Annotated in this window: 5 protein-coding genes and 1 pseudogene; all 6 read left to right on the forward strand. The window is 35.2% G+C overall.

The window, feature by feature from the left end:
- Positions 1–173: 173 nt before the first annotated feature.
- The gene (locus tag ACRBBL_RS23960; protein ID WP_431371630.1) at positions 174–2,039 is read left to right on the forward strand and encodes a tetratricopeptide repeat-containing sensor histidine kinase; all 1,866 of its coding nucleotides are present in this window, start codon (positions 174–176) and stop codon (positions 2,037–2,039) included.
- Positions 2,032–2,676 (forward strand): response regulator, encoded by a 645-nt coding sequence (locus tag ACRBBL_RS23965; protein WP_431371631.1) that lies wholly within the window; start codon positions 2,032–2,034, stop codon positions 2,674–2,676. Before ACRBBL_RS23960 ends, ACRBBL_RS23965 begins: the two co-directional genes overlap by 8 nt.
- A gap of 100 nt (positions 2,677–2,776) precedes the next feature.
- Positions 2,777–3,094: a hypothetical protein gene (locus ACRBBL_RS23970; protein ID WP_431371632.1), complete on the forward strand. Its 318-nt coding sequence runs from the start codon at positions 2,777–2,779 to the stop codon at positions 3,092–3,094.
- Between the two features lie 230 nt (positions 3,095–3,324).
- Positions 3,325–4,128 (forward strand): annotated as a pseudogene (locus tag ACRBBL_RS23975) (BspA family leucine-rich repeat surface protein); the annotation flags it as partial.
- 1,585 nt (positions 4,129–5,713) lie between these two features.
- Positions 5,714–9,376: a BspA family leucine-rich repeat surface protein gene (locus tag ACRBBL_RS23980; RefSeq protein WP_431371633.1), complete on the forward strand. Its 3,663-nt coding sequence runs from the start codon at positions 5,714–5,716 to the stop codon at positions 9,374–9,376.
- Positions 9,377–10,179: 803 nt separating this feature from the next.
- Entirely contained in the window at positions 10,180–16,374 is a 6,195-nt protein-coding gene (locus tag ACRBBL_RS23985; RefSeq protein WP_431371634.1) for a BspA family leucine-rich repeat surface protein, read from the forward strand.
- The last annotated feature ends 403 nt before the right edge of the window (positions 16,375–16,777 follow it).

Consider the following 16,777-nt stretch of genomic DNA (forward strand, 5'->3'; position numbering starts at 1 on the left):
TCGTTAGTGATAATGGAAAAGGTTTTGATTTTGAATCGAAATTGAAGAATCTAAGTTTAGGTTTAAAAACCTTATTTGAACGCGCAAAAATATTAAATGCAGTATTGAGTTTGGATGGAAAAAAAGGAGAAGGTACCGTTATGAAGTTAAGCATCCCCATACAAAACTAAACAATGAATAAAATCATCGTACATATACGTTGTATCCTTTCTTGGACATTCGTTCTCTTTTCAGTGAATGTACTTTCGCAAGCAAGCATAGATAACATTCAAGATACTTCTATTAAAAATAAAGATACAACCTTACTACGATTAAACAATAACTACCAAAAGGCAAAAAATGATTCTATTAAATGCCATGTTTTACTAGAAATTGCTGCGTACCAAATGCACAGAGATGTCGATGATGCAAAAAGAGTTTTACAGGAAGCCAACCAAATTTATCAATCGGGAAAATACAATTTTAAACCAATTACAGAAGCCACAATTCAACGGTATTATGGTATAACTTATAGACGTTCAGGATACTTTAAAGAAGCACTAGAAGCGTATCAAAAAACAAAAGATATTTATATAAAAGTAGGTGATTCCATAGATATTTCTAGAATAGATCATCTGTTTGCAGTTTTATACTCCAGCATGGGAGATGATGAAAAAAGTGAAGCATATGCTAGAGAAGCCATTCGAATTAATTCGCGAATCAATGAGAAAAAAGGACTTGCGTTCAATTATAGTTTGATAGGTGATATTTTCAAACAAAAAGAAAACATAGATTCAGCACTGTACTATTATCAAAAATCGAAACAACTCTTTCAAGAAATAAACAGAGAAGATGGATGGCGCAGAATCAATAGTAAAATAGCTAAAATATTAGAAGAAGACGGAAAGTATACAGAGGCTTTAAAGTACTATTTTGAAGATTTAGATAACAAAATTAAAGTAGGTTATGATCAAGGAATATCTTCTGCTTACGCTAGAATTTCTAATGTCTATATAAAATTGAACAACTATAAAAAGGCAGAAGAGTTTGCAGAAAAAGCATTGAAAACTGCTCAAGAAGGCAAACTTATACGAATGATTTCTAGCTCATATTTACAAAAAGCAAAAGTCTATGAAAAGTTTAAAAATTATAAGGAAGCATATCTAAACAAAGAACTGTATTATACGTATAGAGATTCAACTTTAGATATTGAAAATGTGAAAAAAATTCAAGAATTAGAACTGACGTATGAATTTCGCAAAGAAAAAGTAAAAGACAGTATGCAACTCGTCAAAGAACGAGAAGTTGCTGAAACTGAAGTGGAATTGCTTGAAGCAAAAAACAAACTCAACCGACAATGGTTATTCTTTGGCGGATTGGGATTAGCTGCGTTATTTTCTATCATCTACTTAGTGCGTTCTAGAAGATTTGCCATCTCAAAACAAACATTACAAGAACAATTCTCTCATGATTTAATTAAAGGACAAGAAGAAGAACGCTCACGTTTGGCTAGAGAATTACACGATAGTGTTGGTCAAAAATTGATGCTACTTTCCAAACAAACCAAAAAAATAAACAATCCAAATATGGAAAATTTGGCAAGTTCAACCTTAGAAGAAGTTCGCACAATATCACGCGGCTTGCATCCTTCTAACTTAGAACGCTTGGGTATTACCGAAGCTGTGAATGCTCTGATATACGATATCAACGTAAATACAGATTTATTTTTCACAGAAAACATTGAAAATGTTGATAATCTATTATCCAAGGAATCTGAATTGCATTTGTATCGTATAATTCAAGAAAGTTTGAGTAATATTGTAAAACATTCAGAAGCAAAAGCTGTAAGACTAGGCATTCAAAAAGAAAAAGAAAATGTTACTGTTTCCATCAATGATAATGGAAAAGGATTTGATATTGCTTTAAAACAAAAGAACATCAGCCTAGGATTAAAAACTCTATTTGAGCGTGCACGAATCATCAATGCCTATATTGATTTACAAAGTAACATAGGAAAAGGAACTAAACTAATTATAAGCATCCCAATACACCATGGATAAAAAAATAACAATAGTTACCGCAGACGATCATCCAATGCTTTTAAAAGGCTTAACTGAAGAGCTCACTGCCAATAGTTACAATGTTATTGGACAAGCTACCAATGGAATTCAAGCCTTGGAATTAATCCTAAAGTTACAACCTGATATTGCCTTGTTAGATATAGACATGCCTATCTTAACAGGCTTTGAAGTTATTAAAATGGCACGAGAAAAAGGTGCTAAAACCAAATTTGTCATTCTATCATTTCATAAAGAATCCTATTATATTGTACAGGCAAAAGCTTTTCAAATTGATGGCTACTTGCTCAAAGAAGATACTTTTTTTGAAATAGAACACTGTATCAACGAAGTATTAAATGGCAATGTATACTTTAGCAAATCTATTGACGATCACCCATTACAAAATGCTAGTGAGGAATTAAAGCGTTTGAACTTATTGACACTTTCCGAAATCAAAATCCTAAAACTCATTGCTCAAGAAATCTCTAATCAGGAAATAGCCGATACGCTTTCGGTTTCTATTCGTACCATTGAAAAGCACCGAAGTAACATCATAGAAAAATTAAGCCTAAAAAAAGGTAACAACGTATTGACCAATTGGGCACTATTAAACCGAAATGTGATTCTTTCACAATAAAATATACGTGCCAACACGTAGTATTTACGAGTTGGCGCTTATAGGATACGCTATGTATGCATCCTATCTTGCAGTACTTTGAAACATGAATGAACTGCGAATGAAAATAGTACTTGCACATAGCGATAAAAAATATACTACGCATTTAAAACTATACTTTTTGGAAAAAGGTGTCACAGACATTCATATTTTTCCCGATGGCTTCCATACTTTAAAGCATATCATCCAACACCGAAGTAATATTGTTATTATTGAGGAAAATCTTCCTGGACTCAATGCAGAAGATATTAAAAATGCGCTCATATTCAAACATATAAAACCAGAAATCATCATCATCAAAGCATATCAAAAAACACCTCCATCAATAATTACTAAAAAAATAAAAACACAATTTAGGTTAGACATTTCCACATCATAAAACTTTTCAATTCTTGTCCTATAAAGGCATCCATTAAAAAAATACGTCTGCAACATGTTAAAATAAATTAAGTGGGGTTCTTGAATTTAATGTTGTGGACGTATCACTTTTAAAAAAGCATAGAAAACACTTCTTCTGTACGTACTAACACTTAATATTTACGAGTTGTTACTTATTTCAAGAATTACAATACAGAGCTACATTGCAAACTATTATTAATCACATATGTAATGAAATCAACAACTTACTTTATAATAGTATTTTTTTATTTGCTAATTGGTCCAAACACTATAAATGCGCAAGGAGGTCCTCCTCCTCTTCCAGGTTTTACACCTTTTATCACCTTATGGGAAACCACTACAGATAATGAATCCATCACAATTCCAACATATGAAAATGAAACGTATGAATATGAGGTAGATTGGGGAGATGGAACCGTAACATTTCATAGTAATGCAGATGCCACTACAAATGCATCACATATATATACAACAGCTGGGACATATACAGTTTCTATTATTGGTCAGTTTCCAAGAATTTATTTTAATAACAACTCGAGTGCTCAATTTCGTCATAAAATAAAAGACATTATACAATGGGGAAATAACCGTTGGTCATCAATGGAAAAAGCTTTTTATGGCTGCTATAATTTAGATATTACAGCTCCAGATACTCCCAATTTAGATAATGTAGATACGCTATATTTCATGCTTGCATATTGCCAAAACCTAATAGGTACAGCAGCTTTTAATTCATGGGATGTTAGCAATGTAAAAACGTTTTCAGCTATGTTCTTAAGTTGTCAAGTCTTTAATCAACCTATAAATGATTGGGATATGACACGAGCTACACACACAATAGATATGTTTAATTCTGCTAGCATGTTTAATCAACCTTTAGACGCTTGGGATACGAGCAAACTCTCAGCTACTTCACAAATGTTCAGGTTCGCATCTAATTTTAATCAAAATTTAGGTAGTTGGAACATTTCTGAATTAAGATGGGCTAATACTATGTTTGGAGAATCAGGTATGACAACAGAAAATTATGATGCAACATTAATTGGATGGGCAACAGACGATAGTGGTCAACAAGATGATGGCATTGATGATATTTTTGTACATCCAACTAATCCAGATTTTTCTTTAAACTTAGGTGCTTCTAGTATTTCTTATTGTACTTCTGCAACAGCTAGACAGTATTTAATAGATACTTATGGATGGACCATTACTGATGATGGATTGAATTCAGATTGCGGTAAAATTGTAGTATCACCAAAAATAAGCTTACAAGGAGCAATTCTTAATCCAAATGTTGGTGAGGAAAATTTAATGCGTGATGATTTACGTGTAGCAAATCTATTACCAACTACTAGTCCTTATGAAGATATGATTACCTGTGATCCTACAATATTCAATACTACTGGTAATGATGCAATTGTAGATTGGGTTTGGGTAGAATTGCGAAATGAAAACGATAAAACATCTGTTCTTGCAGCACAATCAGCACTATTACAACGTGATGGTGATATCATGAGGAATGATGGCTCTTCTTCATCTCTAGCTTTTGATCTTCCACCTGGAAATTATCATGTCACTATAAAACACAGAACTCATTTAGGAGTTATGTCTACATATCCAAAGGATTTAAAGCTTACTGCTACAATTCTAGACTTTACTGATCCTTCTACTCCAACCTATGGCAGCAATGCACAAACATCATTTGGAACACCTAGTGGAATAATGGCGATGTGGACTGGAAATGCAAATGGTGATACAATTGTACAATACTCAGGAACTAACCCTGATACACCAGATATTCTTTCTTTTATATTGAATGATCCTGGTAACTTCTTAAATTTCCCAACCTATATAACAAACGGATATAGTAATTATGATCTAAACATGGACGGAAAAACACAATATTCAGGTTCGGAACCAGATTCGCCTTTTATATTACAAAATGTATTAGCGCATCCTGGAAACTTCCTAAACTTTAGCACGTATCAAATCACGGAACAACTTCCTGAAAATGAATAAATGTATAATTGTAGTTAGCTAGGAGTTTTTAAAAGGGATATTCTTTACCAAGAATATCCCTTTTTACATAAATATCATATAATAGTAAGTCACTAAATACAGTAAAATATGTTTTTTTGAAGAATTAGCATTAAAACACATCACGAAACCTTCTCGCAACAATGCAACAAGTTTTCTAAACACTTTGAAAGTATGCCCCAAATCTATAGTAAAACTTCAAAAAAGCGAAATAACGAAACATATTCAAAAACTAATACCAAAGACTTAATGCCAAAAATATACGTGTCACTACGAAAAATATACGTACTATCTCGTATTTTATAAAAACAACTTTGCTCCTATCTTGCAACCATAAATAATAAGACATTATAAATAATCCGATTATTTAGTTTTCGATAAAATGCTGCAATATTTCATTCCTTTCACGGGCGAAAAGAGATACAAATATTGTGGTTTTTTATCACAACTAACACTTAAAAATACGTACCAGTACGTACTGGTACGTAGTATATACGTGTTATCTCGTATTTCCTAAATTTTGTTTATCAAGTACTTTGCAAATGATTTTAAAACTAAACTCATGAAAGCAAATTTACTTGTAAAAACTTTTATAGTGTTTCTATCTATGACAGGAATAAACCACGCTATGTATGCTAATACAATAGCTAAACACAAAGAATGTAATGATGAAACATCTTTAGAAAACTCCCCGTTAATAATTACAGGAATTGTTGCTAAATCCAATGAACTCTTAGGCGCTATTGAATTGTATGTAACTAGTGATATACCAGATTTAAGTATCCATGCTATTGGTGTGGATAATGATCATGATGGTTCGGATGGAGCAGAATATTATTTATCTGGATCTGCTACTGCGGGCGACTTTTTATATTTAGCCGAATATCCAACTGCTTTTCAAAACTTCTTTGGCTTTGCGCCAGATTTTGATATGGGAGGAACCAATGCCTTGCTTCCTTCTGGAAATGATGCCGTAGAATTATTTATAGATATTAATAACGTTCCAACACTGGTTGATAGTTATGGTACTGTAGGTCAAAGTGGAAACGGAACAGCTTGGGAATATAACAACAGTTGGGCATATAGAAAAACAGGAACTGGACCCGATGGAGGCTTTGTCATTGAAAACTGGCGAATTCCTGGTCCAAATATCATTTCTGGCCTAAGTATCACTAATGGAAATGCTCCTGTACCTTTTCCAACAGGCACTTATGGGCAACCGTATGATGAAGTTCCACCTATAGCAGTTTGTCAAGACATTACTTTTGAAATCGATCAAGGTAATTTTACAGTAGATGCAAATCTTATAAACAACAGTTCTTCTGATGATGTTGGAATTACATTTATGGAATTAGACGACAGTTCATATTTCTGCTCTGACGCAGGAGATAATCTAGTAACTTTAACAGTGTATGATGCTGCTGGAAATAAAGATACTTGTACCGCAACCATTAACATTATACCAGCAGCACCTCAACTTATTTGCCAAGATATAACAGTTGATTTAGGTTTTAATGGGCAAGCCATTGTAACATTTTATGACATTACAAATGGAATAAGCGGTGCTTGTATTGGTGAAGGAACTGAATTCTATGTGTCTCCGACGAATCCTAGTAATGGAACTAGCGGTTTATTCGATGGCGAAACAACTATAAACAGCCCTACAGATGATGTTTTTGCAGATGGAAATGCCGTATACTATCAAGAATTTTCATTTACAGTACCAGTAGATGGAAATTACTTACCTAATTTTAATTTTAGTTCTTCCACTACAGACGATTTATTATTTGCCTTTATAAGTGACCAACCTGTAACACCTAATGTAGGAGCTGCACCTAACAGAACCGGGTTTTTAAATGGATTTGTATACCAAGCACCAGCAAACTATTTAGGTTCTTTTGATGGTAATGATGAAGTAGCTTTAACTGCTGGAACAACATATTATATGCAAGTTGCCATCATAAATCAAAGTGATAGTTCGTTGCTATCTACAGCTACTTTTACAGGAGGTTTTGGAGGTACATCTCAAAATTTAGACGAATACACCTATACAACTGCTGATTTAGGTAACAACACCTTATACGCGTATTTTACAGACGATTTGGGTCGTATGACCTCTTGCGCAGCAACAGTTACTGTTGTAAATGCTGCTCCTTTTATAACTACTTGGAAAACCGATAATCCAGGAACTTCTAATGACAATCAAATCACATTACCTACTACAGGAGGCGGATACAGTTTTGATGTAGATTGGGGAGATGGGAACTTCGATTATGGAGTCGGAAGCTCTAACATTGTCCACTCGTATACAACACCAGGAACCTACACAGTAAGAATCACAGGTGATTTCCCAAGAATGAATTTTAATGGTGGCGGAGACGCTGAAAAGTTACTCACTATTGAACAATGGGGAGATATAGAATGGTCTTCTATGGACAGTGCTTTTGAAGGTTGTTCTAATTTAAATATTACCAATCCAGCAATTGATACTCCAGATTTGTCAAATGTGACCAATATGCAAGACATGTTTTACGATTGTACTTCTTTTAATGGTGATGTCACCAATTGGGATGTAAGCAATGTGCAAGATTTTAATGAAATGTTTGGCTATTGTGAAGTATTCAATCAACCTATTGGAAACTGGAACATGAGCAGTGCCACAGACTTATCGTATATGTTTTATGAAGCATTGGCGTTCAACCAACCATTAAACAACTGGAATACAAGCAATGTGTTGCTTATGGAAGGTGTATTCTCTGAAACAGAATCATTCAATCAAGAGTTAAATAATTGGAATGTATCCAATGTAACTTCTATGTACGAAATGTTTGATGCTGCTGAAGCATTTAATGGAAACATATCTTCTTGGAATGTAAGCAATGTGGAAGATATGAGAGATCTGTTTGATGGAGCTTTTACGTTCAATCAAGATATTTCTGGATGGAATGTAAGTAGCGTAACAACTATGGAAAATATGTTTGATGGTGCTGATGTATTCAACCAAGATATCAGCAACTGGAATGTAAGCGCTGTAACAGACATGGAATCTATGTTCAATGGCGCAAATGCTTTTAATCAAGACATTGGAAATTGGAACGTAAGCAATGTTACAAACATGTCTGATATGTTTAGAGGCGCTGACGTATTTGATCAAAACCTTGGGAATTGGGATTTAAGCAATATTATAGATACTGGAAGTTCATCTTCAGGATTGAGAAACATGTTTGGTGCTGGTCCTTCTGGAATTAGTCTTTCACGACCAAACTACGACAACACATTAATCGGATGGAACACAGACAGCAGTGGCATTCCAAATGACGGAATTGACGATATTCCTCAAAATATCATATTTGGTGGAGGAAAAAGTAATTACTGTGATAGCGAAGTACAAAGGCAAAATTTAATAGATACACATAGCTGGTCTATTAATGATCAAGGGAAAGCATGTTTAACATTCAGAGTTAGCGTTTACCTACAAGGAGCCACTTTAAACGATGGAGGAGGAAGTCTAAACGAAATGCGAGACGATTTAAGAGTCGCTGGTTTGCTTCCTACCACAAGTCCGTATCCAGATGCGTTAACTTGTGATCCTACTATATTTACTGATTTTGATGACGAAGAAGCTGCTGTAGATTGGATTTGGATGGAATTAAGAGATGCCACAGACAATACAAACATTGTATTTAGTCGCTCTTTCTTATTAGATCGATTAGGAAATATATATGATAATACTTTAGGCGCAATTGAACTAAGCGTACCTGATGGTGATTATTATGTCGTTGTAAAGCATAGAAACCATTTAGGCATTATGAGTGCAACTCCAATGAGCTTAAGTGCTACAAATATTACAACTGTTGATTTCACGGATGGCTCTACTCCAACCTACGGAACCAATGCACAAACAACTTTTGGCATGCCAACAGGTATTATGGGCATGTGGACAGGGAATGTAAATGGAGATGCTGTAGTACAATATTCAGGAACCAATCCTGATACACCAGATATGCTTTCAACAGTATTAAACGATGCTGGAAACTTCCTAAACTTTCCAACGTATATAGTAAACGGATATAACAATTACGATGTCAACATGGATGGAGGCACACAATACTCGGGTACCAATCCAGATACTCCGATACTATTACAAAATATATTAGCGCATCCTGGGAATTTCCTAAACTTTAGTACGTATCCAATCATGGAACAACTTCCTGAAAATGACTAAATATATAATTCCTTAATTGTAGTTAGCTAGGAGTTTATAAAAAGGGATATTCTTGGTAAAGAATATCCCTTTTTATATAAATATCATATAATAGTAAGTCACTAAATACAGTAAAATATGTTTTTTGAAGAATTAGCATTAAAACACATCACGAAACCTTCTCGCAACAATGCAACAAGTTTTCTAAACACTTTGAAAGTATGTCCAAAATATATAGTATAACTTCAAAAAAGCTAAATAACGAAACATATTTAACAACTAACACCAAAGACTTAATACCAAAAATATACGTGTCACTACGAAAAATATACGTGCTATCTCGTATTTAATAAAAACAACTTTGCTCCTATCTTGCAACCATAAAAAATAAGTCATTATAGATAATCCAATTGTTTAGTTTTCGATAAAATGCTGCAATATTTCATTCCTTTCACGGGCGAAAAGAGATATGAATATTGTGGCGTTTTTTCACACCCAACACCCAACACCCAACACCCAACTCCCAACTCCCAACACCTAACTCCCAACACCTAACACCTAACACCTAACACCTAACAAACAAAAAGTTTAAAAGCGCCTAAGCACGATCTAACGGCGCAGCACTCTAAAAGCAATGCGAGCCTATCAAAGACATACGTACTACCTCTTAGTAAATACGAGTCGACACTTATTCCGTATCACACTCCGTACATATAACTTTGTATCTGTAAAAAAAATATAGGTCAAGGCTTTACACGCTATAATCCTATTGCTGAAATAAAAAATTTTATACCAACCATATTGATACTTTAAATAAGTTACTCATGAAAAATTATACATTCTTAAAGACCCTGTGTTTGAATAAAACGGTACTAGCCATATTACTCATAGGATTCTTTCTAAAAAGTAATACTACTATTGCACAATCTATTACAATAAACGACAATAACGACATCGTACTTGTAGAATACCCAGATGGCACAAGTAACCCAGCCTGGGATGCTGTAAAAGATTATAACGTTCCGGGCGCATTAAATGGTAAATCTATCTATTTTAGGATAGAAGGTGCCGATGGAGATGATGCAGAAACGGATCACGGTGATGCTATTGGAGGTGGTGAAGGTGCTACTGTAATGGCCACATTCAATATTGGTAATGGTCCAAACGAAATTCCGACAGGCGGTACATTCCGTATCATCATAGGAGAAGGTGAAGAATGGAGAGCTGGAGGTGGTGGAACAGGATTGGCTTTTCGAAATCCCAACACAGGTGAGTGGACTATTTTAGCAGTCGCTGGAGGTGGTGGAGCTGCTGGGGACTCTCCCGCATACGGACAACCACGCCCAGGACGTGCACACACAGATGGCTACTGGGGAAGACGTACTTCTACTAATGAAAATAACGGAAGAAATGGTGGAAATGGTACAAATAATAGTGATTACGGACGAGGCGGTAAAGGATATATTAGTTCTTTGAATGCAAGTGGTGAACCTATAGGTTCCACTGGACCTAATGATACAGGTAATAACAGTACAGGAACCTTTGGTTTTGGTGGCGGTGGTGGTTACACCTCAAGCTTCACTAGTACTGCTACTGGCGGAGGAGGTGGTTACTCTGGCGGCGGCGGCGGTAACTTGAATGGTGATTGCGCTGGCGGTGGCGGTGGAAGCTATGTAAATACTACCTATGCTGTATGGCATTCTATTGTAGAAAATGGAAGCACCACATCTCCTGGGCATGGTTTTGCAGAATTTCAGGTACGATGTTCTGGTGCAGTACCAAATGTGCAAATCACTGATATTGTTACTCTAAATACAAATGACTGTGATCCTTCATCTGACTTTGTATGGCTAAATGTAGTAGCAGATCCGTTGTTAGGTTCTGCATGTGGTGCGAGATTAGTAATACATAATAATGAAGAAAGCACTTGGGATTTAAGCATTCCTTATTCAGTTGAAAATACAACTACCGCAGCTGCAGCAAATGCATATATTGAAAAAGATGTTGAGTATAATATTATACTTTCAGAATCTTCACCAGTTGTTTCTAATGATGCAATTATTACAAGTAGAACAATTGTATTTCCAAAATTTCAATGGCAAAATCTAGTAGAAACTTCATTAACTACTACAAGTTCTGTTACCTATAACGCACAAAATTTAGTCACCCTAACAGGAACTTCTACTAACTTAATTGAAGGGTTTAACTTCCAATTTTTAAATGGAGATGGTACTATTGCCGAAGGCGAAGAAAAAACGTTCACAGTAGGTACATACACTCAAAAAATAGGATTGGTATCCTTTGCAGGTACTGTAACCTGCCAACACGAAATGACTATCAATGTAAAAGCACCAATAATAGATGTAAATAATTGTGAATCAACAGATACGGAACTCATAGAAAGTATCAGCTCTACATTTTATAGGCTTAATGGAGCTCATACACAGTGGCAATCGTTCTCACCCGAAAGTTCAGGAATTATGAATAGCTTATATTTCGAAATTGCTCCTGATAATCAAAGTGGATATATAATCCCTCAAAATGCTACCTTAACTATTCACCGTGGTGAAGGCGATAACGGTCAGATCATCTACACTAAAAATCTGGCAGGAGCATTAAGTGTACTTAATACCATCTCTATTGATGAAAATGTATATTTACAAGAAGATGAAGTGTATACATTTGCTATTACCGATCCAACAACTACCAATTGGGGACTCGCATTTTATATCACAGATACCTACACAAGAGGACGCTATTATCGATGGTCTGATCGTGATGCCGCTTTTCGTGTCAACTTATCTGAAGTATGTGATGAAGATACAGGCATAGTAAGTACATACATGGAAGACACTGAAATTGGTACGACCAGTAGCAAAACGTTTACCATATCCAATACAGGATCTGATAATTTGATAATTACTGACATCACAAGCAATAATATTCAATATACAATTGCAACAACCAGTCTAACTATTGCTCCAAACAATAGCGCGACATTTACAGTGAACTTTACACCAACAACAGTAGGAGATCAAAATGCCACCATTACAATTAACAGTAATGATCCAAGTAATCCAAGCTACAGCTTTGATGTCAAAGGTCAAGCATTAGCACCACTACAACTAACTTGTAAAGATGATTTAGTGTTTATGTTAGATTCCAACGGACAATTAACGCTAAATTTTTATGACATTGTTGACACTGCAGAAGGCGCTTTTACTTCTTCTTCTATAAACGGTTCAAACTCGATACAATTTAATAGTTGTAATGATATAGGAGATTATCCGATTACTCTTGAAATAGGTACGCCTGGAGGAACTCCAATTAGCTGTAGCACTACAATTCGTGTGAATCCACAAGTAACCTACCCACAAATAGAAGCTGCAACACTATATTTTGATCGCGGAGCTGCACTACCAACATACACTTATGATGTAAGTACTTTTGTAGCGGATTGTCCATCATTTTCACAACCAATTCTAATAGCAGGAATTGCTTCTGGTGATCAATTCCCGGCAGGAACTACTACAAATACATTTGAAATCAGTAACAACAACATTAGTATTACCTATTCTTTTGATGTTACCGTAGTAGAAAATCCAGTAGAAACTTTAATCAATCTAGAACAAGGAGAACTTACCATATCCGATTGGAACACCATCACTGATGATGACCAAATCACACTGTCTACATCCAACGATGGAAATACATTATACATTGGCGATTTAAATGGTTCTGTAGAGCTTATAGGAAATCAATTGTCCTATGAAGGTGATACAGGAAATGTAGTATCCGTACCTATGAATGCCATTACCAATGGTATCGTATTCAATGGACGTCAAGGAACGAATGGAATCACCATTTTACCAGACTTTACGTTAACAGGTGCTAATAATAGCTTAACAATTCATGATATAAGTAGCTATCAACAGCTCGGCGCATTAAATATTGAAGGTAATTTCGCCGTGACAGGAGATGCTGACATTACTATCACAAATAGCACTTTTGGTGGTAACGTAATATTAACAGCAAACGGCATTGACTCCACTACAGGAAATGCTGACATTGCTATCGCAAATAGCACTTTTGGTGGTACCGTAACGCTAACTGGAAACACCATTGACATCAGAGCCAACAATCAAAACAATCTTACTTTAGGAAATATTACAGCGACAGGAACAGCCGCTACAGATATGAATTATATCTATAACGCAGATGATATTTGGTTTTCATCTCCTGTGCAGACTGCTGGTAATTCTAATTTAACAATTCGAGGAAATTTTGTGCAACAAAGCAGCAATGGCGCTATTACAACTAATGAGCTTATCTTAGAAGGAAATACCCCTGAAACGAGTGTATATCTCTTAGATACAGCTACAAATAATATTAATAAACTTACTTCAAACACAACCAATCATTTGACAAGCGCTGCGTTGTTTAAAGACATAGATACTGTTGAATTAGGTATCATCAATACAGGTACTATTTCTTTCACGGCGAATACATATACCTTTACGGAAGACACCAATCTTACTTTTAGCTCTAATAGTCTTTTAAATGGAGGAATCAACCAAACAGCTACAAATAATAGCTCGCCTGCACAAATCAATCATAATGGAGGGAAGTTAACTATGCATGGTTCAAATTCGTATGCGTTTACAGGAGCTTTCCAATATACAGCAGTTTCTGGAACGACAACAGATATTAGAAATGCCGAAGTATTGATCGATACACCAAATCATATACAAACATTTGGTACCTTGGAAATGTATTTTGAGCCGTTTACAGTAGCTGCAAGTTCTACCGTTAACTTCCTTAACAAAGGTGATTTTAACCTTAACGGAACTTCTTTAGAAGGAACAGGAATCGTCAATGGAAACGTTGAATTACGTAACAAAGGAACCCTAAATCCAGGAACAGATACTGGTACAGGAACCTTAACCATTAATGGAGATCTAAAATTATTCAAAACAGCAAATAGTAGTGATAATGAAGCCAACTTTGCTCCGCTTATCAATAGTGATACTGATTTTGATATATTGAATGTTTTTGGAACAATAGAATTAGCAAATGCTGATTTTGAACCTACGGGAAGTTTTACCTATTCTGGTATAAATCAAGAAATCATTTTGATCAATAACGATGAAAACGATGACATTATAGGAACCTTTACTGGACTGCCAGAAGGTGCTACTTTTACTTATGGTGATTTTGTGGGCACGATTAGCTATGAAGGTGGTGACGGAAATGATATTTCCTTAACCTATGAGCCGTCATTTGCATATGTGACTACATGGAAAACAGACAACCCAGGAACTTCAGATGATCATAGTATTCTAATTCCAGTAAATGGGAATAGTAATAATTACACAGTAGATTGGGGTGATGGCACCATTGAATATGGATTTACAGGTACTGCTTCTCACACCTATGCTACTCCAGGAATATACACAGTAAGGATCTTTGGTGATTTCACTTATATTGGCTTTAATAATATAGGTGACAAAGAAAAAATTCTTACTGTAGAACAATGGGGAAATCACCAATGGTCATCTATGTCTTCAGCCTATTCAGGTTGTCATAATCTAACAATAACAGCAACGGATGCACCTGATCTATCGGGAATTACTACAATGGCTTTCATGTTTGCAGAAGCTGTCAATTTTAATGGAGATTTAAGTCATTGGGATGTAAGTAACATCCAAGAGATGAATTCAATGTTTAGAGGTGCTACTAATTTCACTGGAGATATCAGTGGTTGGAATACAAGCAATGTAGCCAATATGGGAAATATGTTTCAAGATGCTACGGCTTTCAATGGAGATATTAGTAGTTGGGACACTGGAAATGTGATTAATATGTCTCGTATGTTCTTACGTGCTAGCACTTTTAACAGTAATATCAGTGGTTGGAATACGAGCAATGTAAAACAAATGATTTATATGTTTCAAAATGCTTTAAGTTTTGATCAAGATTTAGGAGGTTGGGATATCAGCAATCTAGGGAATAATGCTTTAAGTCTCACTGCAACAAACATGTTTGAAGGTGCCATGCTTTCTACCACAAATTATGATAATACCTTAATTGGTTGGGCAACATTAGAGGCTGGTGAGTCTCAAATTCCTTCTAACATCGCTTTTAATGGTGGTCTTAGTCAATATTGTCAAGCAGCAACAAAAAGGCAAGAATTAATAGCTACCTATGGTTGGATTATTTCAGATGGAAACTATGATCCTAATTGTACAGCTAAGGTCGCTCCAAAAGTATGTTTACAAGGTGCTGCCTTAAACCCAAACATAGGAGAAGAAAATTTAATGCGAGACGATTTGCGTATTGCAGGAATCATTCCGACAACAAGTCCGTATGCAGATATGATTTCGTGTGAAACAACTGTATTTAATACTACTGGTGATGATGCTATTGTAGATTGGGTTTGGGTAGAATTACATGATGCAACTGACAATACTTTGGTAGTAGATGCACAATCTGCTTTATTACAACGTGATGGTGATATAGTTTCGGTTGATGGTATTACTCACCTAGCCTTTAATACTGGTGCAGGAAATTACTATATAATCATCAAACATAGAAACCACTTGGCCATCATGTCAGCAAATGCCATTGCATTGAGTACTAATACAACAACAGTAGACTTTACAGATGGTTCAATACCAACCTATGGTTCCAATGCGCAAACAACTTTTGGCATGCCAACAGGCATTTTGGGAATGTGGGGAGGAAATGCAAATAATGATACTATAATCCAGTATTCAGGGACAACGCCTGATTCACCAGAAATTCTATCTGAGGTATTGAATGAAGTTGGAAACTTCTTGAATTTCCCAACATATATTATACACGGATATAAAAATTATGATCTCAACATGGATGGAAACACACAATACTCAGGTTCCAATCCAGATACACCGATCATATTACAAAATGTATTAGCGCATCCAGGAAATTTCCTAAACTTTAGTACGTATCAAATCAAGGAACAATTACCTAGTAATTAATAAAATTATAATAGTGTAGTTAGTATCATACTATTTTAAAAAGATGTATTCTTCATGAATACGTCTTTTTTTTGTGGCAATGCTAATTATAAATGAATGTTTCAGATCTCAGGAGTGATTGTTTACAAAAAATTAGCTAGAGATATATTCTCAATAAGCTTTTTAAAATAGATTCCTGCCTACGCAGGAAATCAGAGATTCGACGTAGTCAATGACAGAATAATATAATTCACGCGAAGCGATCCAAAACATACGTATCACTACGAAAAATATACGTGCTATCTCGTATTTCACAAACAAAACTCTACTCCTATCTTGCAGTTGTTCTATAATTAGGATATAAGGTTTCATAATTTACAGAATGTTTAGTTTTATTAAAACGTCTACAATTAATCCTCCTCGA

The sequence above is a fragment of the Kordia sp. genome (genome assembly GCF_050633145.1).
Classification (GTDB): Bacteria; Bacteroidota; Bacteroidia; order Flavobacteriales; family Flavobacteriaceae; genus Kordia.